This is a genomic window from Sulfurovum sp. (assembly GCA_026990595.1).
Classification (GTDB): Bacteria; Campylobacterota; Campylobacteria; order Campylobacterales; family Sulfurovaceae; genus Sulfurovum.
In genome coordinates this window covers 35,401-55,994 of sequence record JALXCZ010000001.1, presented here as the reverse complement: position 1 = coordinate 55,994, position 20,594 = coordinate 35,401, and the positions used below count along the sequence as shown (strand labels likewise).

24 protein-coding genes, 1 pseudogene and 1 riboswitch are annotated in these 20,594 nt (G+C 37.8%); of the genes and pseudogenes, 8 read left to right on the top strand and 17 right to left on the bottom strand.

All coding sequences use genetic code 11. The features are described 5' to 3' along the window. Nucleotides 1-2: 2 nt before the first annotated feature. Nucleotides 3-1,244 (bottom strand): AAA family ATPase, encoded by a 1,242-nt coding sequence (locus MVE01_RS00305; RefSeq protein WP_472560158.1) that lies wholly within the window; start codon nt 1,242-1,244, stop codon nt 3-5. Between the two features lie 317 nt (nt 1,245-1,561). Here MVE01_RS00305 and MVE01_RS00300 point away from each other — a divergent pair, with 317 nt between their 5' ends. Further along, nucleotides 1,562-2,530 (top strand): integron integrase, encoded by a 969-nt coding sequence (locus tag MVE01_RS00300; protein WP_472560157.1) that lies wholly within the window; start codon nt 1,562-1,564, stop codon nt 2,528-2,530. 8 nt (nt 2,531-2,538) lie between these two features. Here MVE01_RS00300 and rpiB read toward each other — a convergent pair whose 3' ends face one another. The 4 genes and pseudogenes from rpiB to folD form a co-directional block, all read right to left on the bottom strand. Continuing rightward, the gene (gene rpiB, locus MVE01_RS00295; RefSeq protein WP_472560156.1) at nt 2,539-3,006 is read right to left on the bottom strand and encodes a ribose 5-phosphate isomerase B; all 468 of its coding nucleotides are present in this window, start codon (nt 3,004-3,006) and stop codon (nt 2,539-2,541) included. Between the two features lie 30 nt (nt 3,007-3,036). Next, nucleotides 3,037-3,681: a site-2 protease family protein gene (locus MVE01_RS00290; protein WP_472560155.1), complete on the bottom strand. Its 645-nt coding sequence runs from the start codon at nt 3,679-3,681 to the stop codon at nt 3,037-3,039. Between the two features lie 206 nt (nt 3,682-3,887). Further along, nucleotides 3,888-4,658, bottom strand: a pseudogene (gene lepB / locus MVE01_RS00285) (signal peptidase I); the annotation flags it as partial. 1 nt (nt 4,659) lies between these two features. After that, on the bottom strand, nt 4,660-5,505 hold the full coding sequence (folD, locus tag MVE01_RS00280) for a bifunctional methylenetetrahydrofolate dehydrogenase/methenyltetrahydrofolate cyclohydrolase FolD (RefSeq protein WP_472560154.1): 846 nt from the start codon (nt 5,503-5,505) through the stop codon (nt 4,660-4,662). A 64-nt stretch (nt 5,506-5,569) separates the two neighbouring features. Here folD and MVE01_RS00275 point away from each other — a divergent pair, with 64 nt between their 5' ends. Together MVE01_RS00275 and MVE01_RS00270 are read left to right on the top strand one after the other, a co-directional pair. Then, on the top strand, nt 5,570-5,950 hold the full coding sequence (locus MVE01_RS00275) for a c-type cytochrome (RefSeq protein WP_472560153.1): 381 nt from the start codon (nt 5,570-5,572) through the stop codon (nt 5,948-5,950). Between the two features lie 61 nt (nt 5,951-6,011). Then, a complete protein-coding gene (locus MVE01_RS00270; RefSeq protein ID WP_472560152.1) occupies nt 6,012-7,445 on the top strand; it encodes a DUF4139 domain-containing protein in 1,434 nt (477 codons plus the stop codon). Between the two features lie 47 nt (nt 7,446-7,492). On the opposite strand, the gene MVE01_RS00265 is transcribed toward MVE01_RS00270, so the two are convergent. The 11 genes from MVE01_RS00265 to MVE01_RS00215 form a co-directional block, all read right to left on the bottom strand. Next, a complete protein-coding gene (locus tag MVE01_RS00265; protein WP_472560151.1) occupies nt 7,493-7,711 on the bottom strand; it encodes a cold-shock protein in 219 nt (72 codons plus the stop codon). 169 nt (nt 7,712-7,880) lie between these two features. Continuing rightward, nucleotides 7,881-8,027: a hypothetical protein gene (locus MVE01_RS00260; RefSeq protein WP_472560150.1), complete on the bottom strand. Its 147-nt coding sequence runs from the start codon at nt 8,025-8,027 to the stop codon at nt 7,881-7,883. 91 nt (nt 8,028-8,118) lie between these two features. Continuing rightward, nucleotides 8,119-8,715, bottom strand: coding sequence for a porin family protein (locus tag MVE01_RS00255; protein WP_472560149.1), 597 nt, complete (start codon nt 8,713-8,715; stop codon nt 8,119-8,121). 93 nt (nt 8,716-8,808) lie between these two features. Then, nucleotides 8,809-9,309 (bottom strand): hypothetical protein, encoded by a 501-nt coding sequence (locus tag MVE01_RS00250; RefSeq protein ID WP_472560148.1) that lies wholly within the window; start codon nt 9,307-9,309, stop codon nt 8,809-8,811. A 49-nt stretch (nt 9,310-9,358) separates the two neighbouring features. Beyond that, on the bottom strand, nt 9,359-9,964 hold the full coding sequence (locus tag MVE01_RS00245) for a hypothetical protein (protein WP_472560147.1): 606 nt from the start codon (nt 9,962-9,964) through the stop codon (nt 9,359-9,361). Continuing rightward, the gene (locus MVE01_RS00240; RefSeq protein WP_472560146.1) at nt 9,964-10,440 is read right to left on the bottom strand and encodes a hypothetical protein; all 477 of its coding nucleotides are present in this window, start codon (nt 10,438-10,440) and stop codon (nt 9,964-9,966) included. Before MVE01_RS00240 ends, MVE01_RS00245 begins: the two co-directional genes overlap by 1 nt. Before the next feature lie 71 nt (nt 10,441-10,511). Continuing rightward, a complete protein-coding gene (locus MVE01_RS00235) occupies nt 10,512-11,171 on the bottom strand; it encodes a DUF502 domain-containing protein (RefSeq protein ID WP_472560145.1) in 660 nt (219 codons plus the stop codon). Nucleotides 11,172-11,237: 66 nt separating this feature from the next. Continuing rightward, on the bottom strand, nt 11,238-11,870 hold the full coding sequence (locus tag MVE01_RS00230) for a LysR substrate-binding domain-containing protein (protein ID WP_472560144.1): 633 nt from the start codon (nt 11,868-11,870) through the stop codon (nt 11,238-11,240). 375 nt (nt 11,871-12,245) lie between these two features. After that, entirely contained in the window at nt 12,246-12,539 is a 294-nt protein-coding gene (locus tag MVE01_RS00225) for a hypothetical protein (protein WP_472560143.1), read from the bottom strand. After that, a complete protein-coding gene (locus MVE01_RS00220) occupies nt 12,536-14,431 on the bottom strand; it encodes an NAD(+) synthase (protein WP_472560142.1) in 1,896 nt (631 codons plus the stop codon). Before MVE01_RS00220 ends, MVE01_RS00225 begins: the two co-directional genes overlap by 4 nt. Before the next feature lie 158 nt (nt 14,432-14,589). Continuing rightward, nucleotides 14,590-15,114: a peptidylprolyl isomerase gene (locus MVE01_RS00215; protein WP_472560141.1), complete on the bottom strand. Its 525-nt coding sequence runs from the start codon at nt 15,112-15,114 to the stop codon at nt 14,590-14,592. Nucleotides 15,115-15,270: 156 nt separating this feature from the next. Between MVE01_RS00215 and pyrF the strand changes: the two genes are divergently transcribed. After that, the gene (pyrF, locus tag MVE01_RS00210) at nt 15,271-15,963 is read left to right on the top strand and encodes an orotidine-5'-phosphate decarboxylase (RefSeq protein ID WP_472560140.1); all 693 of its coding nucleotides are present in this window, start codon (nt 15,271-15,273) and stop codon (nt 15,961-15,963) included. On the opposite strand, the gene MVE01_RS00205 is transcribed toward pyrF, so the two are convergent. After that, the gene (locus MVE01_RS00205) at nt 15,953-16,075 is read right to left on the bottom strand and encodes a hypothetical protein (RefSeq protein WP_472560139.1); all 123 of its coding nucleotides are present in this window, start codon (nt 16,073-16,075) and stop codon (nt 15,953-15,955) included. The genes pyrF and MVE01_RS00205 overlap by 11 nt on opposite strands. 149 nt (nt 16,076-16,224) lie before the next feature. Continuing rightward, a riboswitch (cyclic di-GMP riboswitch) is annotated at nt 16,225-16,311 on the top strand. Between the two features lie 102 nt (nt 16,312-16,413). Between MVE01_RS00205 and MVE01_RS00200 the strand changes: the two genes are divergently transcribed. The 4 genes from MVE01_RS00200 to MVE01_RS00185 all read left to right on the top strand — a co-directional run bounded on the left by MVE01_RS00200 (nt 16,414) and on the right by MVE01_RS00185 (nt 20,565). Further along, on the top strand, nt 16,414-16,962 hold the full coding sequence (locus MVE01_RS00200) for a hypothetical protein (protein ID WP_472560138.1): 549 nt from the start codon (nt 16,414-16,416) through the stop codon (nt 16,960-16,962). An 85-nt stretch (nt 16,963-17,047) separates the two neighbouring features. Beyond that, complete coding sequence (locus MVE01_RS00195; protein WP_472560137.1) at nt 17,048-18,880, top strand: OmpA family protein; 1,833 nt, start codon at nt 17,048-17,050, stop codon at nt 18,878-18,880. Next, nucleotides 18,873-19,352, top strand: coding sequence for a Rab family GTPase (locus MVE01_RS00190; protein ID WP_472560136.1), 480 nt, complete (start codon nt 18,873-18,875; stop codon nt 19,350-19,352). The genes MVE01_RS00195 and MVE01_RS00190 overlap by 8 nt, the downstream gene beginning before the upstream one ends. Then, nucleotides 19,345-20,565 carry a GGDEF domain-containing protein gene (locus MVE01_RS00185; protein WP_472560135.1) on the top strand — a complete coding sequence of 407 codons (1,221 nt, stop codon included), beginning with the start codon at nt 19,345-19,347 and terminating at the stop codon, nt 20,563-20,565. The genes MVE01_RS00190 and MVE01_RS00185 overlap by 8 nt, the downstream gene beginning before the upstream one ends. Nucleotides 20,566-20,594: the final 29 nt, after the last annotated feature.

The window sequence follows — 20,594 nt, the reverse complement described above, 5'->3', positions numbered from 1 at the left end:
GATTAATCTTGTAGTGCGAGAAGTGAATCAAAAGTAGTGCTAAAGTCTTCCGATACAGAGTCAATAACATTCATGCCAATTAATCTTTCTTCTTTATCCATTATACTAGTCAGTTTACCATCAGATATAGTATATGCTTTTATATCTTCATAATTTATGCAAAATTCTTTGTCAATAATATTTTCTATTGCTTGTTCACCTTTTTCATGTTTTACATCATAAGCTAATAATAAATTATTTAATGCCGTTAAGATATAAGGACTATGTGTTGTAATTACATTATTTTGATTGTAGTTGTACATTAAACCGATAAGAGAAATAATATGTTTTTGAGAGGTAGGAAATAAATGGGCTTCAGGCTCTTCAATAAAATACATATTCTGATTTTCTTTATTTAAAAATGGAAAAATAGATAAAATCAATAGCATAGGAAGTGACTCTTGTTGTCCAGAAGAAGCATTTGCCAGATTTATTTCTTCACCTTTAGATTCAATCCAATCTTGTTTATTCTTATATTGATATTTACCATTTAATATATTTTCAACTATATTTTTAATTTTAATATGTGAATCATTTTTTTCAAAAATATTTTCATTAAATCTTGTGTCGGAATAAATCTTTTTTGCAAGTTCATATTTTGAACCAAATTCTTTCATAAAAGGATCAATATCAATATTTTCTGCTAAAAAAGAAAAAATATTTTTTTGCAAATTAGCAAAAAAAGATCTACTTGCTGGAATAAAAACTGATTCAGAAAAATATCTTGACATTTCTTTATTATTATCAATAAATTGATTTTTAAATTCCCAAAAATCATCAAATATATATTCATCTTCTTTTTCTTTCTCTCGCATAAATTTTCTATAATTACTTTTAAGAGATGTAAAAGAAGTAGTAATAAATTTTGATAATTCAATTTTTATTGTTCTTTGAGATGCTGTTTTTATAATTTTTATTTCTATATTATCACGAATATAAGTGATTTCAATATCTTTATCTTTCCATGTATATTTTGGAAAATATTTTTCAAAAGATGTTTCAATACGTTTTACAAAGGCACTTTGTAATTCATTATTTTTGACAGACATTAAAAAAGATTCACTTATAGTTTCTCTGAATAAATACAAAAGCTTGACTAAAAGACTTTTACCATTTGCTTGTGGTCCAATAATAATATTAATTCTTCCAATATCAAATTTAGAATTTTTAATAATTAAAAACTTTTTTACATTTAATTGTTCCATTTGGATTCCAGTGTGTAATTTATTTCGTTATTTTAGCATATTTATTACTCATGAGTATACAACTATTTATTAGAGGAACATAATGTCCCACTATTGTCTTATTTTTCATATTAGTAGTATATCAAAAATGTCTTGCTATCGCTAAAAATATGACAATTTGAAAGATTTTTACTACTTTCTTTTGAAAAAGCCTATAATTATAAAAATTGCTTATGTCCTTTTAGTCAGATACAAGCCGTTATTTGGACAAAGTGTTCCTCTAATTGTTGATTTCTAGCAATAGAGGACATTTGTCCTACTATTACAAGGAGGAAAAGATGCAAATAAAGAAAAAACTACTCGATATCGTTCGTGACAAAATACGAGTGAAGCACTACAGTATAAAAACTGAAAAGTCTTATGTCGGATGGATAAAACACTACATTTTTTACCACAACAAAAAACATCCTATAGAGATGGCAAAACCTGAGATAGAAGCATTCTTAACGCATCTAGCAGTTGAAAGAAAAGTATCTCCATCAACACAGAATCAAGCATTTTCTGCATTACTCTTTTTATATAAAGAGGTGTTAGGGGTAGATATGAGTGAATGGAACATTCAGGCACTTAGAGCACAAGAGAGAAAACACATCCCACAGGTACTGACCAAAGAAGAGGTAAAAAAGGTCATAGATAATCTTATGGGAACCTATCAGCTTATAGTATATCTTATGTACGGTTGCGGACTTCGTATGAGTGAAGCTTTAAGCATACGCATAAAAGATATAGACTTTGGATTTGACAAGGTTTATATATGGGATAGTAAGAGTTTAAAAGACAGAACCGTTCCACTACCACAAGTCATAAAACAACGTCTAAAGGTACAAGCAGGTGTGGTTGAGGAACTTCATAAAAAAGATATAGCAGATGGATATGGAAGTGTCTATATGCCATACGCACTGGAACGCAAATATCCTAATGCAAAATTTGAAACCAAATGGCAGTTCTTGTTCCCTATGAAAAATGTAGCCAAAGACCCTAGAAGTGAAGTGATAAGACGACATCATATTCATGAAAAGACTTTAGGCAGAAACATTAAGCAGGCTGCCATAAAAGCACAAGTACACAAACGTGTGACTTCTCACATATTTAGACACTCCTATGCTACACATCTTTTGCAAAGCGGTATTGATCTTAGAAGCATTCAGGAGTTGTTGGGACACAAATCAGTAGAAACGACTATGATCTATACCCATGTGGTAGCTGAGATGAACAAGGGAAGGGTGGCTAGTCCTTTAGATATGTAGTAAAGTATCTACCCCAAATCCGCACCGAAGGTGCAGCCTGCTTCTATTTTGGCTACACGTCCGGCATGTCTGCCGCCTTCAAATTCTGTGTTTGCGAAGGCTTCTATCATATCTTCTATGACCCCTTTGCCTACGACACGCTCACCGAAGCAAAGAATATTTGCATCGTTGTGTTGACGGGTGAGTTTTGCGGTGTAGTGGTCATGGCAGAGTCCAGCACGAATACCAGATACTTTGTTTGCCGCAATACTCATTCCAATTCCTGTGCCACAAATGAGAATGCCGAAGCTACCTTTGTCGGTAATGACTGCTTCAGTACATTTTTTTGCATAATCCGGGTAGTCCACCCTGTCTGCAGAGTCGGGACCAAGGTCAATGATCTCATGTCCCAGATTTTTGACGATATCTTTTACATAGGCTTTGACTGCATATCCGGCATGATCTGTTGCAATGTAGAACTTTTTTTTATTTGACATTTTCTATTTCCTTTTGTTAAGTTTTAATTTTTAAAGTAACCAATTGATGATCCATGATACAGGCTCAAAAAAGTAATCTGCCAAAGGCGTAAAGAGCACGGCAACAAGAAGTAACATACCATAGGGATATATTTTATCATAAAAGGCTACAAAAGAACGCCAATGCATCCCCTCTGCAAGGTAACGTATGGCATTTGCGCCGTCAAGCGGCGGGATAGGCCAGAGGTTGAATACCCCCAGAAGTACGTTGATCACAATACTCTGATATAAAAAAAGTGCGATGAAAGCCTGCACTGCCGATGTAGGATGTGCAAACAGAGGGAAAATAGCTGCACAGAGAGCTGCCAGTGCAAAATTGTAGGTAATACCTGCAAGAGAGACGGCAACAGCTGCCTTTGTTCCACCGTTACGAATGACAGTGTTGATGTTGATAGGCACAGGTTTTGCCCAGCCGAATATGAAGGGTGCACCCGAAAAAAAGAGCATGGCAGGAACAAGAATGGTACCTACAGGGTCAATATGTACAAGTGGGTTTAGCTTAAGGCGTCCAAGGCTTTTGGCAGTGGTGTCACCATATTTGTAAGCAACCCATCCGTGCATGATCTCATGACCGATAATGGAGATTGCCAGGGCAATGACCATTGTAATGATCTTTGTAATCTCTATTTCATTCATTACTGGATCGGTTTTTCAAGTTCTAAAGAATTAATACGTCTTCCCACACGTCCCCAACGTACAGTAAAGCGTTGTCTGTCCCAGAGTTTTTCACAGGCTTTGGAGTCTATGGCTACATCGCCGCAGACACGTTTGAGTCCTGCATGGTCTCTGCCACTGCCGTATTGATCGCCTTTAAAGACACGATCGTATGAACGGTGTTCTAAACTCATGTAGATGAGCCAGGGTTTACCCACAATGAGTGAATAGGGCACAGAACCCCAAAAACGGCTGTCATTGGAGTTGTCACGGTTGTCTCCCATCATGTAGAAATGGTCTTTTTCCACTTTTGCGTAGAGTGCATTGATTGGTTTTCCGTCTATAGAGTAAACAGGTGCATCCAGTCCGTCAACCATAATAGGTATGACATCTATTTTTTTATTATAAATATAATATTGTAAGAGTACTTCGAAAATGTTGTGTCCTTCAGGAACATACTGAATACCCGGATATTTATTCATATAAGGGTTTTCAACCCAGAGTTTATCTCTTAGTGTAACGATCTTTGCATGAGAGTATTTGGACTTGATGCTCTTTTCGTCAGTAAGATCATGAAAATGGATCAGCAGTTTTTTGTCAGCGTAGAGTAGTTCATCTCCACCCACAGCAACACAACGTTTGACATAGTGCACTTTTGGATTTTTAGGGTAACGGAAAATGACAATGTCTTCTCTTTGCGGTCTTGGACCTTCTATGAGATGACCGTTACCGTTAAAGTCAGGCAGAAGAGGTAACTCAAGCCAAGGTAAATGAGGGATGGGGATACCGTATGAGAATTTTTTGGCGAAAAGGAAATCACCAATGAGCTCTGTTCTTTTCATTGATCCACTTGGAATGACAAAAGACTGTGCGACAAAGAATATGAGAAAAAGTACGATGATGACCGTTCCTGTCCATGAACTGGAAAATCTGTAGAGGTGGTTTGCTATTTTTTTCATATTATGCTCTTGTCTTTGCAGCTTTAAGGGTGTTGCTTAAAAGCATTGCAATGGTCATGGGTCCTACACCACCCGGTACCGGTGTGATGTAAGAACATTTTGGTGATACATGTTTAAAGTCTACATCACCTACCAAAGAACCATTTTCTATACGGTTGATACCTATATCAATGACGATTGCTCCGTCCTTGATCATATCTTCTTTAATGAGTCCTGGGACACCCACACCTACCACTACAATGTCGGCTTTGCTTGTATGGGCTTTAAGGTCTTTGGTGAAAATATGCGTCACAGTTACCGTGGCATTGGCATTGAGCAGTAAAGCAGCCATCGGCTTGCCTACGATGTTACTGGCACCTACTACGCAAACATCTTTTCCCTCAAGATCAATGTTATATTCTTCGAACATTTTCATGACACCAAGCGGGGTACATGCAACGAAGCTGTCAAGTCCCGTGACCAGACGACCTACATTATAAGCGTGAAAGCCATCCACATCTTTTTTAGGATCTATCACTTCAAGTATTTTGTCTGTATCGACATGTTTTGGTAAAGGGAGCTGCACCAAAATACCGTCTATACGAGGATTGGCATTCATCATTTCAATGGTTGCAATGATCTCTTCCTGAGAGATCGTGTCAGGCATATTGTGAGAGATAGAGTAAAATCCTACTTTTTCACAGGCTTTTGCTTTCATTTTGACGTAGGCATGGCTTGCCGGATCATCCCCCACAAGGATGACTGCCAGTCCTGGAACAATATTCTTTTCCTGTTTTAACTGTTCTACTTCATTGGCTACAGATGTATGTACTTTTTGGGCTAAGGTTTTACCATCTATGAGTTGCATAATACTCTCTTTAAATTTTTAAGGGTATTATATCGAAAATAGTTTAGGCAAGGTAAATAGAATCGTGATAAAACAGATATTACTATTATGCTCACTTCTTAGTCCAATATTTATTTATGCAGATGAAGATTTTATTTCACATTATGAATATGGTGAAATGCTGTACCAGAATCCTCGGGGTGTGAGCTGTTTACAATGTCACGGAGATAGTGGTGAGGGTACGACCATTGTTGAATTTCGTGATATTCACGGAAAACAGGCGATCAAAGGTTCAGATATTCGTAAAGAGTCTCTGCAGGCAATGATCCATGCAGTTAATAGCTACCATAAGATCATGCCTCGCTACTACCTTACAGAGGAAGAGGTCAAAGCGATCTATGATTATCTACAGGAAAAAAACAGAGTCTATCTCTCGCAATCGAAAGAAACAAACACTACAGAATAAAAAACAAATCCTACACGATTAATTTGTTATAATTGTCCTAGTTTGGAATAAAGGACAACTTATGATACTTTCAAGATCACTACTATTATTACTTTTGGGAGGAAGTGCAAGTTTTGCTTCTTCTCTTGCTGTTTATCAGGATCAAACCATTTACACCACTATGCCTAAAGAAAATTATATCGGCTTTGCCCAAGGGATAAAAGCAAAATGTGAAGGAAATGCAGTGCCACTTTCTACCCTCTCTAGCTGTCCTGAAGGCAAGAGACTTTGTAAGCTTTTAAGTACAGTAAAAAATTCAGAGCAGGAACTTAGGGTGGTGCAATCAAATATAAAAGTATTAAATCAACTCATTTCACTCCCCAAACCTACCTCTTTTGATGCCGCTAATTTTATAGAAACAGCAAAGCAGGTGGGAGAAGAGCAGGCAAAACTTTCTCAAAAAGAAGCTATGCTCAATAAAGAGGTCATGATAAAGCAGAGGGATTTTCAAAAACAGGCACCTACCAGGCAGGCACTACAGACTGTCAAAACATGTAAAAAAGCATTGGAACTTACTATTCCCAGAGGATATATCTTTTTCTCCACCAATTATGAAGCAGATATAGAAGAGAAAGAGATTACGGTAATACAAAATCTTAGTATTGTTAATAGAAGCGGGATCGACATAGAAACAGACAGAGCAATGTTCTATTATCGTTCGGCACATCAATATGTCAATCCTCTACATTTTAATCCATGGATCGTAAGCAAGTATGTTCCTGTGCCAAAAAGAGTATATAAATCAAAAAAAATGATGAATGGCAAAGAAGTCATGCTTGATATGGCAATGATGGCTGAGGAGAGTGTAGCAGGAAGTCAGCAGCCCACTGCACCTGTAGCTTCCTATGAAGATGCAAGAGAGTATAAGATAAAGAATCTTACACTGCCTTCTACGGGTGTACCTTTGGATGTGCAGGTACTTCAATGGAAAGTACCTTTAGAGTGTGAAGTTCGTGCCTATCCCTATGCAAACAGCAAAGCCTTCCATGTCTGCTCTTTCAAACCGAAATTTCAGATAGATTCCAACAAATGGAAAATAAAAGAGGGTGAGAAAGTGATCAATGAGAATGCGACAGGGGAGTATTATCATGGGAAATATTATCTCTATACCACAGTGGAAGAAGATATAAAGATCCTGCGTAAACCGATCGTACAAAAAGAACGTGAAACAGGGATATTTGGAGGAACAGCCCGTAAAAAAGATGGTTTTGTACTTACTCTTACCAATAAGTCTGACAGATCTAAAACTCTGACACTGGTCGATCGTATACCGGCTTCAACTACAGATGAGATAAAAGTAAAACTTTTAAGTATAAATTCTGATAAAAAAATAGACTACAAGATGTTAAAAAATGGAAAGATAGAGATGAAAATAATATTAGGTGCGAATGAGACTAAAAAAATAGAAGTCTTGTTTGAGATAAGTTATGATAAAGAGTTGAAAATAAATTATTAAGAGGGGAAATATGGTTTGCAGGCGGGATGCCTGCAAAAGACTCACTACTAAAGTGGAGTCACGTTTTCAGCTTGAGGACCTTTTTGACCTTCACCGATCTCGAATGTTACAGCTTGACCTTCTGCAAGTGTTACACGACCACCATTGTCATTGTTTACTTGACGGAAATGTACGAATACATCGCTTCCACCATCGTTCTGTTGGATAAATCCGTAACCTTTTTCATCGTTGAACCATTTTACTGTTCCATTTACTAATTCTGCCATTGTTATACCTTTGGTAATTTAAATTTGTGAAAATTTAAGAAGAGAGTCTTTCGGGGTCTTGCAGAGTTTTACACACACACATAACACACGAGAGATGAACTCGAACCTCATCTTTCATCAAGACAATTGTACCTTCTTTTTTTCGAGTTAAGCTTATTTGATAAAAAAATTAATTATTTTTTAACATCCAGAAGAAGATAGTATTTTCATTTCCTGTGCTTATCAGTGCTTTTTCATTAGTGAACATGATCTTGTTCTGTATAGCAAAATGTCCCACAAGACGGTATGTAAAAAAGAAAAGTAGTGGCTTATGCATAGTTACCCAGTGATGAATTTTAGGGATTATAGCATGATATTCCCATTCATGCCAGAATGGGAATATCAGTAAAGAAAGGAGGAGGAAGACCTTAAAAGTTGTAGTTCACGCCCACATTGACTGCATCAACAGTTATGTTTTTATTTGCTAAACCGTCAAAACCGTCATCGTCATACAGTCTGGTGTAATCCACATAGACATCAATGTTGTCTGTAGCCATAATACCTACACCTGCACCATATTGGAAACCGTTTTCCGAATAGTCGGTTGTACCGTTGTCATAGGTTACCTGACCGTATCCGAGAAGTCCGTAAAGCTTAAATCTGTTTATAGTGTACTGGGGTTTTAAGTAGAGTGCTATATTTGAAAGATCCCCGGCATCTGCACCGTTATCTACACTCAAATCACCCAACGTTGTTGAATATCTTCCTTCAACAGCAAGATATTTATGGAAGTTGTATCCGCCAAGCAGTGTAATGCCGTTTCCATTGACATCACCTGCGGCACCTGCATTGTCCATTTTCATATAGGTGTATCCTAAACCTGCATAAAATCCTGTTAATGCAGGGGTTGTCACTGCTACCTCAGGTGTTGTAATTTCCGGCTCGACCGGTGCAATGTCACCACCTGCTACAGCGAGTGTAGACATAAGCAGCAATGCAGCGGCTGAAGTTTTTATTATTTTCATCGTTATCTCCTTGTTTTATGGAACGCTCAAGAGCATTCTTTTGTGAATCATCACAAGAATAGTATAAAACAATAGTGTGAGTTGAATGTTACTTCAGGGAGTTTTCAAGATACTTTTTAAAAAGTTTTCTCTTTTTTGAATACCCAGAAGTTTTTTCTGTGTCAGGTCAGGGTAAGATCCGTTCAACCCTTTACCGTCATCACCGTGGCATCCGGCACAGATACTGGAGTAGAACATGGCTGCATCATTTGGATAGGACTTCTTACACTTTTTCCCTGAGAATGTCATCACATAACAGGCGATCTTTGGGGCATCTTTGGCAGAGGCAAACCCACCTTCCATCTCTCCTCCTGGAAAATTAAACTGGTTGGAACCATGATTAATAACACCGATAATATAGTTTTTGAGATATTGGGGAGTCTGTATTCTCGCAAGTTCCTCTTGCGTATGGCTTACATGTCCATGCTCTTTGATGTGCTTGCTATAATTGATATTTATTTTTGGTAGGATTTTTTGTACACTGTGGAATTTGGCATTGTAGAGTGCATAAAGCAGAACAATGGCGATGGCTAGATAAGGCAGGTTTTTTTGCATAAGAGGATTTTATAGTAATTATAGTTAAATAGCACTTCTCAAAGAAGTACTATATCGCTCCCAACTTTGGAAGCGGTGAGACAAGAGGATAAAAATGTACTTTCTGTACATTCCACTTACTCAATATGGCACTGTCTGCTTTATGCAGGGTGATCACATTTCTATAGTAGGCATGACGTGCATTCGGATCTAAAGCTTTGAGTATTTTATCAAGTTGTGCAGAGCTCATGCCATAAAGTATTCTAAGACGCTGTGAGTAATCCTGTTGGGCGATGACATTAAGTACTCTGCCATTTTGTAACAGAAGTTGATAAGCAAAAAGATGGTTTTTGGCATAAATAATAGCAGTACGTCTGGAATCAAAGATAACCTTTATACTTCTTGTAATACCTGGTTCAAACTCATAGAGTGAATCGGTCTGTGCATCTTCATAAACAACAATGTTCCCCTCTGCCAAACGCAGTACTTTCTGTGTAAGGTAGAGGCTGCCAAAACCCTCACTGTGTACTCTGATGAGTCTACCGTCAAGTTGTACAAATTTTTTGTCTGTTTGCAATGTTACATAACGGTTATTGTAACTCAGGTTCGATGTAGCACAACCGCTAAACGCAAACAGGATCAAACTGATAAAAAGCCATTTAGACAGGTAATACATTATACGATCTCTGTCAGTTTGAGGAAAATATCATTAATCTCCTGACCGGCTTTTTTGGCCAGTCTTTCTACATCCACTTTAGACTGGGCATACTTGTGAGAGAGCTCTTTTTTTGTCTCTTCCCACTTGTCTTCAGTTTCCATTTTTGCTAAATGTGCTTTAAGTGCTGCAATGTCAAGAGTGTCTTTGGTCTTGTTAGAGGCTTTCAGTGCGAAGTTCTCTGCTGTATGTTTGACTTTTTCCAATTTCTCACGTGCTTCCATCATACTGAGATTGGCTTGGAGTTCGGATTCATCATCAAACTCATGATAGGCATCTTTAAGTTTTTCGTTAACTTGCGTAAAACGCTCTTTCAGATCACCCCAGAAGGCTTTGGCATCGTCTGTAAGATCTTCACTCAGTCCTTCTATTTTTTCTTCAGCTTTTTCAAGTGACTTCTTAGACTCTTCAATGATCTCTTTTAATTCTTTTTTCATAAGTGCTCCTTTGTATTATCTTTAGAGTTATTGGAGATACCCTTTATTTTATTATAGCACTTTTTGATTGCCTATTTTTGGTGTTTGGTTAACCACTGGGTTAACAGTACCAATTCTTCCAAAGGTTTAGGCTCCATCTGTACGATCTGGGCAAAACTCTTTACACCCATAGAGAGCAGGTATTGGAGGTTATCATCAAAAGTGGCTGTGTCTATGACATAGATGTTGTCCTTATGTACCTCAAACATATATCCGCCGTTGGGTATAGGGGACATGGAGAGTGTGACCGTGTAGTGGTCTTTGATGATGCTCTCCTTTTGTGAGTACATAAGTCCTATATTGTACCCTTCCGCGGCAAAGCCCCGTATGGCAACGACAAGTACCTGGTTTTCCCCCTCTTTGGATGAGTTGAAGATACCTATAATGTCCTTAATGGTGGAGTAGCCGGGTATCTTCTCAAGCAGGGATTCCAAAAATCCTGCAAGTCTGGTTTTCATCAGGTGACCAATAATGTAAAGCAGGAATATAAAAACAATAATAACCAGAAGGAACCATAGAAACTCATGCTTCTGCGGTGCGAATCCTACGAGCCTGAATGCCCAGTTTACCAAAAGGTCTATTTTCCCGTAAAGCCAGAGTATCAGTACAACGATGATCACTACCGGAAGAAGCCCGAAGAGTCCCTGAAGTGCGGTTTGTGTGAAGTGTTTTAGCGGTGCATTCTGTTTCATGGATGTGATCCCTTATCTGTCAATAGCATTTTTATCTATGTATATCTTACACTATCTTGGCTTGGATTACTGTTCCTCCTGAAGATAGGTGATAATATCTTCCACATAAGGAGGGGTTCCCTCTGATCTGTCATAGATAAGATAGAACTTTCGTTTCATTGGTTTACCTTTGATGCGAGAACGATGCAGTGTATCTTTCTTTAGTTCTTCTTCTATAGCAAGTTCGGAGACAATGGCTACTGTGGGGTGCTCTTTATTTGGCTTTGACCATTTAATGCCCTGTATGGCTGCTGAGGCATTGTCTATTTCTGATAAGGAATAGAATGTTTCATAAGAGAGGTTTACTTTATTGAAAAAATCATTGATAAATACGCGGGTAGGAGAGTTTGTATTTCGGCAAAGCAGTGTACAGTGACTAAGATCCTCTTCATCCAAATTTTCAGGCAGTGGTTTAAGTGAACAGACTACCATCTCATCTTCCATCCACTCTTTATACACCAGTTCATCATCAAAAATAGGAGACTCTATCAGTCCCAGCTCATAGGTTTTGTTCTTCACACCAGCGATGATCTTGTCACAAGGCTCAATGGTCAGTTTAATGGTAGCATCCAGCCGTTCACCTATTTTGATGAGTGGTTCACCGGGAAGTATGAGTGTACCTATGGTTGGAGATGTACCCAGCCTGAACATTTTACGCATTCATTTGCCTTATGATTTTTATAAGCTAATGATAGATCAATAGTGCTTATTAGTCTCTTTAATTTGGATGAATTTTTTAGATATGTACAGAATTTATCTGTAAATACCCGCAAGGTAGGTTTTCAAACGTTATAATGGTGAAATATTATTGTATGGTATGCTCTCGTTCCCACGCTGTGCGTGGGAATGCATACAGCAATATATTCACTAAAATAAGTTATTGTTTTTTATTAAAATTGAAATATGGGTTACCACGTACAACGTGGGAACCAGAAAAAGAAAACATTATGGTATGGTATTTGAAGTTTTGGTGTTGTAAGGGTACAATACCCTACGGTTTATTCATTATTAATTGTGAAGCAGGAAAAATAAATACTATTTTATATAGCCTTCATATAAAAGTTTAAAACCAACAACAATACAAAGTGAACCTAGTAAAAATGGCACCCAGTATGGAGTCATGGATAAATCCATTTTATATAGTGCATTTCCAGCAATTTTCTTATTAACAATAAGATGAAACCCATAATATAGAAGAATAAGCGAAACTGCAAGAGGTAATGGTTTTAAAAGCTTATCTGTTGAATCTCCATTTGCAACAGAAATAGGAACCAATAGTAAAAGTAAAATTAGATAGATACCTATTGCATATTGCAAATATATAATCACTCTAAGCCTTCCAACCACGTCTCAAAGTCCACATCACTAGCCATCTTCCAATCTGCTCTAGGACTCAAAGAAATTGTACCTACCTTAGGGCCATCCGGCATACATGAACGTTTGAACTGTTGGGTGAAGAAACGCTTTAAAAACACTTTCAGCCATTTGTTTATAATCTCTTCATCGTATTTAGTATCAAACGCTATGGTCGCTAAGTGTAGGATTTTACTTGGCTTGGCTCCGTACTTGATGAAGTGGTACAAAAAGAAGTCGTGCAACTCATAGGGACCTACGATGCTTTCTGTCTCCTGGGCTATTTCATCATCATTTGCAGGAAGTAATTCCGGGCTGATAGGGGTAGCCAGGATATCATCTATAATATCGGCTATTTTCTCATTACTTTTATAGTACTCTATGACGTACTGTATGAGTGTCTTTGGTATGCCAGAGTTTAGGGCGTACATACTCATATGGTCACCGTTGTAGGTGCTCCAGCCAAGAGCTATCTCGCTCAAATCACCTGTACCGATGACAAGCCCACCTTCCTTATTGGACATATTCATTAATATTGAAGTTCTTGCTCTAGCTTGCACATTCTCATAGGTTAAACTGTGCTCGTCTCTGTCATGCTCTATGGCTTCAAACTCTTTTAGAGAGATGTCCGTGATGTCTACAGTCTTTAATGTTACTCCTAACGCTTCGCAAAGTTGTACAGCATTAGACCTGGTGCGGGTAGTTGTTCCAAAACCTGGCATTGTTACAGCGATGATCTCTTTAACATCCCACCCCATCATCTCAAAGGCTCTATGTGTAGAGAGCAGGGCAAGGGTGGAGTCAAGTCCTCCGCTAATGCCGATAACAGCTTTTTTGATGTGTGCATGACGCATACGCTTGATGAGTCCGTGGGCTTGGATATGGACTATCTCGTCACAGCGGTCCTTTTTGTCTGCATAGCGTGAAGGTACGAATGGCACAGGGTTGATGTCACGTTCTATTTTGGAGATGCTTGGAAGAGTATCTACCTTAACTGTGCGTACCTTTTTGCGTCTACCATCACAGTAACTAGACTCATTCAGGCGAAGCCAACGAAGTCTCTCTAAGTCTACATCTGCTGTAATGAGATGACTATCCATACGAAAACGCTCATTTTGAACCAACGTAGAACCATACTCAGAGATGATAGCATGCCCACCAAAGACAGTATCGGTCGTACTCTCTCCTACACCTGCAGAGCTATAGACATATGACGCCATACATCGGGCACTCTGTGTGCGTACCAACTCTTCACGGTACTCATGCTTTCCTATGAGTTCATTGCTGGCAGAGAGATTAAAAAGTAGGTTGGCTCCGTTGCTTGCCATGTGGTTGCTAGGAGGTGTCACTGCCCAGAGGTCTTCACATAGCTCTACACCAAAGGTCATGTCGGCTTTGTCTGTAAAGAGCAGGTCTACCCCAAACGGTACTTCTTCTTCAAGCAGTTGGATTGTCGATCTTACAATGTCACGACCAGAGGTGAACTGACGTTTTTCATAGAACTCTTTTTTGTTGGGCAGGTAGGATTTGGGTACGACACCCAGCACTTTTCCGTTCTGAATGACAGCAGCACAGTTGTAGAGTCTATCTGCTTCAAATACTGCTAGCCCAAGAATAGCAATGGTATTGATAGTTTCCATATTTTTTAATATATATTCAAAAGAGTTATTTTGAGAAGTAATGAGTGTCTGATTCATAAGAAGATCACTGGCAGTGTATCCTGTAAGCGTCAGCTCTGGAAATACAATGACAGAAACCTCTTTAGTATGTGCTTCTTTGATAAGTGTGAGTATTTCTTCAGCATTTTTGGCAGGATTGCCTACGGTGGTTTTGTTTACTGCTGATGCAACTCTATAATATCCAAACATCAATACTCCTATTAATTAATAATGTCGACCCGAACGCCCTTGAAAGCAAAGCGATTCGAGAGGGTCGACGCTTTTTTGCTTCGTTTTTTCTAAAAAAATGAAGAGAGAAACAACGCCTCAATCAAAATAAATAGGAAATTAAGCAAATAAAACGTAACTTATTTGGAAGCTACAATCTCAATAGACTCAATATCATCATTTTGTTCAATCTGATCTAATACCATAAAAGAATCTGTATCATCTTCCTCTATAGCACCAAATACTGTGTGCACACCATCTAGGTGCGGAGTCGGTACAAAGGTGATGAAGAACTGGCTTCCACCTGTGTTCGGTCCGGCATGTGCCATAGAGAGTGTACCACGTCTGTGCGGCTGTGTACTGGTGTCTGTTTCGCAGTCTATCTGCCAGTCCGGCCCGCCTGTTCCCGCCATAGCAGGGTTGCCGCCAGGTCCTGAATGCGGGCATCCGCCCTGAGCCATGAAGCCGGGGATCACTCTGTGAAATTTGAGGTTGTTGTAAAACCCTTCATTTGCCAGGTGTGCAAAATTCGCTACGGTGTTAGGTGCATCATCTGGGTAAAGCTTTGCCCAGATCGTTCCTTTATTTGTATTAAATTTAGCATATTGGTATGTTTCCATTACATCTTGAGGGATGTCGTATCTTTTTGATTGTTTACCGAACATATTCGTTTAGTCCTTTTGTAGTTTATTTAAAGTATAATTATACCAATATTTATTTAACACAAACTCGTTCCTATTTATCTTGATGGGAATGCCTGTAGATTTACATAAGGTTCGTTTCCATAGGGGACGATGGGAACGAGAGGAAAAAGGAATTTTATGGAATTGTGTGTTGCACTTGATCTGCCTTCAGAAGCAGAGAATCTGGCTCTTGCCGAGTCACTCAAAAACTATAATATTTGGATGAAGGTAGGCTTTAGAGCCTACATTCGTGATGGTAAATCTTTTATAGAAGCACTGAAAGCCATTAACCCTGATTTTAAGATATTCCTTGATCTGAAACTCTACGATATTCCCCACACCATGGCAGATGCAGCAGAAGAGATAACCAAATTGGGTATTGATATGTTCAATATCCATGCAAGTGCAGGTTCAGTAGCTATGAAAACAGTAATGGAAAGACTTGATAGTTACAAAAACCGTCCATTGGTACTGGCTGTAACTGCTCTTACTTCTTTTGATGAAGCAGGCTTCCAGAGAGTGTATGAAAAAAGCATTAATGAAAAAGCAGAACAGTTTGCAAAAATGTCCTACGAAAACGGTTTGGACGGTGTGGTCTGTTCTACCTTTGAAAGCAGGGCGATCAAAAATGCTACCTCAAAACAGTTTTTGACACTCTGCCCGGGCATTCGTCCATTCGGGGAGGATGCAGGTGACCAACAGCGTGTGGCTACACTTGAACTGGCAGCCAAAGAGGGGGTGGACTATCCAGTGGTTGGCAGACCTATTTATAAAGATGCCGCCCCACAGGCAAAAGTAGAGAAGATACTAAAAGTGATCTCTACTTTTTGACTTCATTTTTATTTTGAGTCATATTGGTAAGATTGTGCATACTTTTCACCATAAAGTATGCACCTATAGCAAACATGACCAGAATGAGTAGCGGTGCCAGTTTTTGAAACATGTGATTTCCTTAAATCTGGATTATGCAATTCTATTGCATAATCTAGGTTAAATATTTTTTAAAATCATACAATAAAAAAGCATGAGTTAGCATTAGTCGGGATATTACCGCACTAAGCCAATACTGTATAAAATAATTATATAATAATCTATTGTAAATGCTAAACTTATCGTGAGGTAAGGACAGAAAGTTATGGGACTTGATGAAATCATCATTAAGTCTGCCAGACTGCCAATAGAGAATGAAGTGAAAGCTTCCTAAAATCATCTATATGTTCCCCCTCCCTTCTTACTTTCGATAGTGTTGTTAGCTGCTAAAATTTTAAAAAAAGAGGCACTATGTCAGAAAAAAATGCAAACAATGTAGATCAGATAAGAGATCTTATTTTCGGTTCTCAGATCAAAGAATTTGAAGAGAAATTCAATCAGCTTAATACGACACTGCAGGCAGTAGAAGAAAAGATCACGAAAGCATTCAGTGCGTCCTATGACAAACTGCAAAAAGAGACTGAACGTTCTCTGGAAGCACTTGAAAAGAAAATCGATAATCTGGCAGCATCTACACAGAAAGAGAGAAGTAAACTCAAAGAGCTCATCGATACAACAGATGAGACGCTGCATGATCAACTTACTAATCAAAAAGATGAGTTTGCAACAAAGCTCAAGATAATGAAAGAAAATACTGCAGATGAAAACCGCAAGATGGTTGAAAATATACAGGCGATGAAAGCAGAGATCCAAACTGCTGTAGAATCAGGACTTGTAAAACTCGCTGATGACAAACTCTCCCGTGATGCTATGGCTCAGATGCTTTTGGATGTTGCTATGAAGATCCAGGGTACGGATATGTCAGCCCTGCTTACAGAGGAAAAGACGTCTGGAAAATAATACTTCAGAGTTACATCAGCTAAAGACACTTCTTCTTAGTGATGAACTTGAACAGTTAAAAAAACTAGAATCAAAACTTAAAAGTTTGGAGTTTGAAGCCTATGATGAGGCAACGATCTCCCAAAAGCTCTTGCCGCTTTTTGATGATATACTGTTGCAAAAATTACAGGAAAAAGAGAGCAGAACCATTGAACTGCTCTCCAGACATCTTGCACAGATCATTCTTCAAAGTTCCCAAAAAGATCTTCCTGCACTTAGCCGATCACTGCAAAGTGTTATTTCTCCGGCTATCTCCAAAGAGATAGAGCAGAACAAAGATAAAATGGTTGATGCTCTCTATCCGATCATGGGTGGAATGATCTCAAAGTATGTGACACAAGCTATTAAAGAGATGATGGATAATATCAATGAAAAGATAGAAGACGGTCTCTCTTTTGACAGATACAAACGTAAATTTAAATCCAAAGTGAGTGGAGTTAGTGAAACTGAACTCTTACTTGAAGAGAGCAGTAATGCAGTGATCTCTTCCCTTTTTGTTATTCATAAAGAGAGTGGGCTTCTCATCGCAGAGGCACATTTGGAAGATCAGGAGATCGATGATCCTCATATGGTTGCTTCCATGGCAAGTGCCATCAAGGATTTTGTGAATGACTGGATCAAGAACAATGAGGATGCAAAGTCATCCGAAGTACAGATAGTAAGTTACGGGAACGAGACCCTTTACATTGAGAGTGCAGGTTCTGTCTATATTATTGCATTTTTGGATTCTGAACCTGATCATGAACAACGATTATGCATTAATGAGTTTTTTGCAAAGCTGGTAAAGAAATACAGTAGATTCTTTCAACACTTTGATGGAGACGACAGCACTGAAGAGGTCAAAGATATCTCTCAAAAGATGCATACTTTTTTACATACGCAGCCAAAGAACAAAAAAATTAAGCGTTTGGGATCTAGTAAAAATGGTCAAGGAAAGAACCCCGCAAAAATGCTATTGATCGTGGTGGGTATACTTTTTTTGGGATATCTTTTGTATTTGGGAGATCAGTATTATTCCTTATATTGTTTAGAGAAGCGTGTTTTTGAAAAGACAGACCAAAATGTACATATAAAACGTATAAATGATAAATTACATGTTTTTGGAAATATCTCATCGATGAATGATTTTTATACGATTAAAAATATTATTTTTAAAGAGACAGGTGAGCATCTTATAAATGAGTTACATATGCCTTTGGAAGAAGTAGACAAGAGACTTTCACGTCAGCAAGATAAAGCAATAACAAGATTTGAAAGTGAGCTCTCTGATAAGGTAGCAGTATTTCAAAAAAAGATTGATCTGTTGGAAAAAAAACTGAACAGATTTACATCCCGATATGACAAATTGCAAAAGCAATTGGATCATATAGAAAATACTACTGGGATAAAAGTGTATATTTTGAAAAAATTAGCACAAGTGTTTAAGAACAGTGATGTTTTTCATAAAGAAGACGGCTCTTTAGATTTTAAAAACAGAAAACTGTTTAAAGTAGGAGAGACGCTTCCAAGGAAAGAATCATTGCAACTGCTTAAAGAGAATTTCAAACAATACATTGAGATATTAATGGGCAATGAGAAGATCGCTCCTTTTATAAAAGAGATCGTGATAGAAGGCTACACCGATAGTAGCGGGAATTACACTTTCAATAAAAAACTCTCAGAGCAGAGAGCATGGAGAATTAAAGAGTATTTGTCCGGGTTAGGTGTTTCGAAAAGATTTCATCTTTATAAGATACTGAAAGCAAAAGGTTTTGCCAATGAAAACCCCATTATTGTAAATGCAGTAGAAGACCAAGAAGCTTCAAGACGAATCAAAATAAGATTCAAGATTGATCAGAAAAAGATAATAAATACTATAAAGAAAACAATCAATGATTAGAAAAAAAATATTACTCATCGGTGACTTCAATGTCGGCAAGACTAGTCTTATCAGAAGATATGTGGATAATACTTTTGATGACAGATATCTTACTACTATAGGAGTCAAGATATCCAAGAAAAAGATTCTCTTGAATGATGAAGAGTGTGAACTTCTTATTTGGGATCTTGAAGGTGCAACACCCCAGAAATCTATTCCGAAAACCTATTACGGCGGTGCATCAGGAGCTATCTTGGTTGGAGATGTAAGCCGTTTTGAAACTATAAAGAATCTGGATGAACATATGGAAGTATTTAAACAGATCAATCCGAATGGATCCTATGTGATAGCCTATAACAAATCAGACCTGCTTAAATTGGATCAGATAAAATCTTTGCAGAATATAGAGAATGTTTTTCTTACTTCCGCTAAAAACGATATCAATGTAGAGAAAATGTTCATTGCACTTGCGAAGGAGATATTCAATGACTAATATACAGATAATACTCAATACGATACTTTCCAAGAATATTTTTGAGTATCTGCTGATCGACAGAGATCTTAAGGTGGTAAATACTTCTGTGGGGGTACTTAAATATATGGAAAATGTGCCTTATGAAGGGGATGATGTTTTAATGCATATGCCGGAATTTTTAGGTTTTGAGGAGAAATTAAAGGAAGTATTTGAAAAAAAAGATTTCACATATACATTTAAGACCATTCAGAAAAACGGTTATTATATGAATATTTCTCTTGACCATTATAATCATGACATTGCATTGGTCTTACTTCAGAATATTACAAAAATGACACAGGCACAACAGCAGCTTTTGCAGTACAGTAACGAGACTACACTGCTTTATCATGCGTTGCAGAAGATCATTGATGCACAGAATTCACTGCTTTTTGTTACAAATTCAGATGATAGAATTGAATTTGCAAATCAGACTTTTCTTCATTACTTTCATGCAGAGAATCTGGATGAGATCAAAGCAAAAGCATTGAAACTCTACCCCTATGTCAATAAAAACATTAAAAGTTATAATGAACTGCATAAACATATCAGAGGCAGTGAGATCAATCTTAATATCGGCAATGATACTTTTATTATGCAGTCAACAGCAATAGAAGAGACTCATAGACTTTTTACGCTCTCCAGAGTTACTGATATTTATGAAAAGAAAAAAAGTTTGGAAGCAGAAGTAGAAGTGGATGCTCTGACCAGTGTATACAGGAAGAAATATTTTGATCTAAGATTGGAACAGTTATTGAAAGAAGAAAATAATTTTGCATTGATTGTAGTGGATATTGATGATTTTAAAGCGGTCAATGATAATTACGGACATACAGTAGGAGATGATGTACTCAAAGAGTTCGCCTTTTTGCTCAAAAAAAATATTCGTCAGGATGATCTTATTGCCAGATGGGGAGGGGAAGAGTTTCTTCTGGTCCTAAAGATGGATGATCTGCAAAGAGCCATGGATCGTACAGAAACATTACGCAAAATGCTAGATGAACATACATTTAAACATATTGGACATTTAACAGCAAGTTTTGGGCTTGCATGGAGAGGGCAGTGTGATTGCGATGATGCCAACAGCCTGCTTCAGAGAGCAGACAAAGCACTCTATAAGGCAAAAAATAACGGGAAAAACAGGGTAATATTGAAAAAGCTGGAAAAGCGTGGAGAAAACTGTATCGTTTAAGCTTTCATTTAAGCCAAATGCATTATAAT

Coding starts and splice junctions, on each gene's coding strand:
- MVE01_RS00305 (WP_472560158.1), bottom strand. CDS start 1,244: ATGGAACAATTAAATGTAAAAAAGTTTTTAATTATTAAAAATTCTAAA.
- MVE01_RS00300 (WP_472560157.1), top strand. CDS start 1,562: ATGCAAATAAAGAAAAAACTACTCGATATCGTTCGTGACAAAATACGA.
- rpiB (WP_472560156.1), bottom strand. CDS start 3,006: ATGTCAAATAAAAAAAAGTTCTACATTGCAACAGATCATGCCGGATAT.
- MVE01_RS00290 (WP_472560155.1), bottom strand. CDS start 3,681: ATGAATGAAATAGAGATTACAAAGATCATTACAATGGTCATTGCCCTG.
- folD (WP_472560154.1), bottom strand. CDS start 5,505: ATGCAACTCATAGATGGTAAAACCTTAGCCCAAAAAGTACATACATCT.
- MVE01_RS00270 (WP_472560152.1), top strand. CDS start 6,012: ATGATACTTTCAAGATCACTACTATTATTACTTTTGGGAGGAAGTGCA.
- MVE01_RS00265 (WP_472560151.1), bottom strand. CDS start 7,711: ATGGCAGAATTAGTAAATGGAACAGTAAAATGGTTCAACGATGAAAAA.
- MVE01_RS00260 (WP_472560150.1), bottom strand. CDS start 8,027: ATGCATAAGCCACTACTTTTCTTTTTTACATACCGTCTTGTGGGACAT.
- MVE01_RS00255 (WP_472560149.1), bottom strand. CDS start 8,715: ATGAAAATAATAAAAACTTCAGCCGCTGCATTGCTGCTTATGTCTACA.
- MVE01_RS00250 (WP_472560148.1), bottom strand. CDS start 9,309: ATGCAAAAAAACCTGCCTTATCTAGCCATCGCCATTGTTCTGCTTTAT.
- MVE01_RS00245 (WP_472560147.1), bottom strand. CDS start 9,964: ATGTATTACCTGTCTAAATGGCTTTTTATCAGTTTGATCCTGTTTGCG.
- MVE01_RS00240 (WP_472560146.1), bottom strand. CDS start 10,440: ATGAAAAAAGAATTAAAAGAGATCATTGAAGAGTCTAAGAAGTCACTT.
- MVE01_RS00235 (WP_472560145.1), bottom strand. CDS start 11,171: ATGAAACAGAATGCACCGCTAAAACACTTCACACAAACCGCACTTCAG.
- MVE01_RS00230 (WP_472560144.1), bottom strand. CDS start 11,870: ATGCGTAAAATGTTCAGGCTGGGTACATCTCCAACCATAGGTACACTC.
- MVE01_RS00220 (WP_472560142.1), bottom strand. CDS start 14,431: ATGTTTGGATATTATAGAGTTGCATCAGCAGTAAACAAAACCACCGTA.
- MVE01_RS00215 (WP_472560141.1), bottom strand. CDS start 15,114: ATGTTCGGTAAACAATCAAAAAGATACGACATCCCTCAAGATGTAATG.
- pyrF (WP_472560140.1), top strand. CDS start 15,271: ATGGAATTGTGTGTTGCACTTGATCTGCCTTCAGAAGCAGAGAATCTG.
- MVE01_RS00205 (WP_472560139.1), bottom strand. CDS start 16,075: ATGTTTCAAAAACTGGCACCGCTACTCATTCTGGTCATGTTTGCTATA.
- MVE01_RS00200 (WP_472560138.1), top strand. CDS start 16,414: ATGTCAGAAAAAAATGCAAACAATGTAGATCAGATAAGAGATCTTATT.
- MVE01_RS00190 (WP_472560136.1), top strand. CDS start 18,873: ATGATTAGAAAAAAAATATTACTCATCGGTGACTTCAATGTCGGCAAG.
- MVE01_RS00185 (WP_472560135.1), top strand. CDS start 19,345: ATGACTAATATACAGATAATACTCAATACGATACTTTCCAAGAATATT.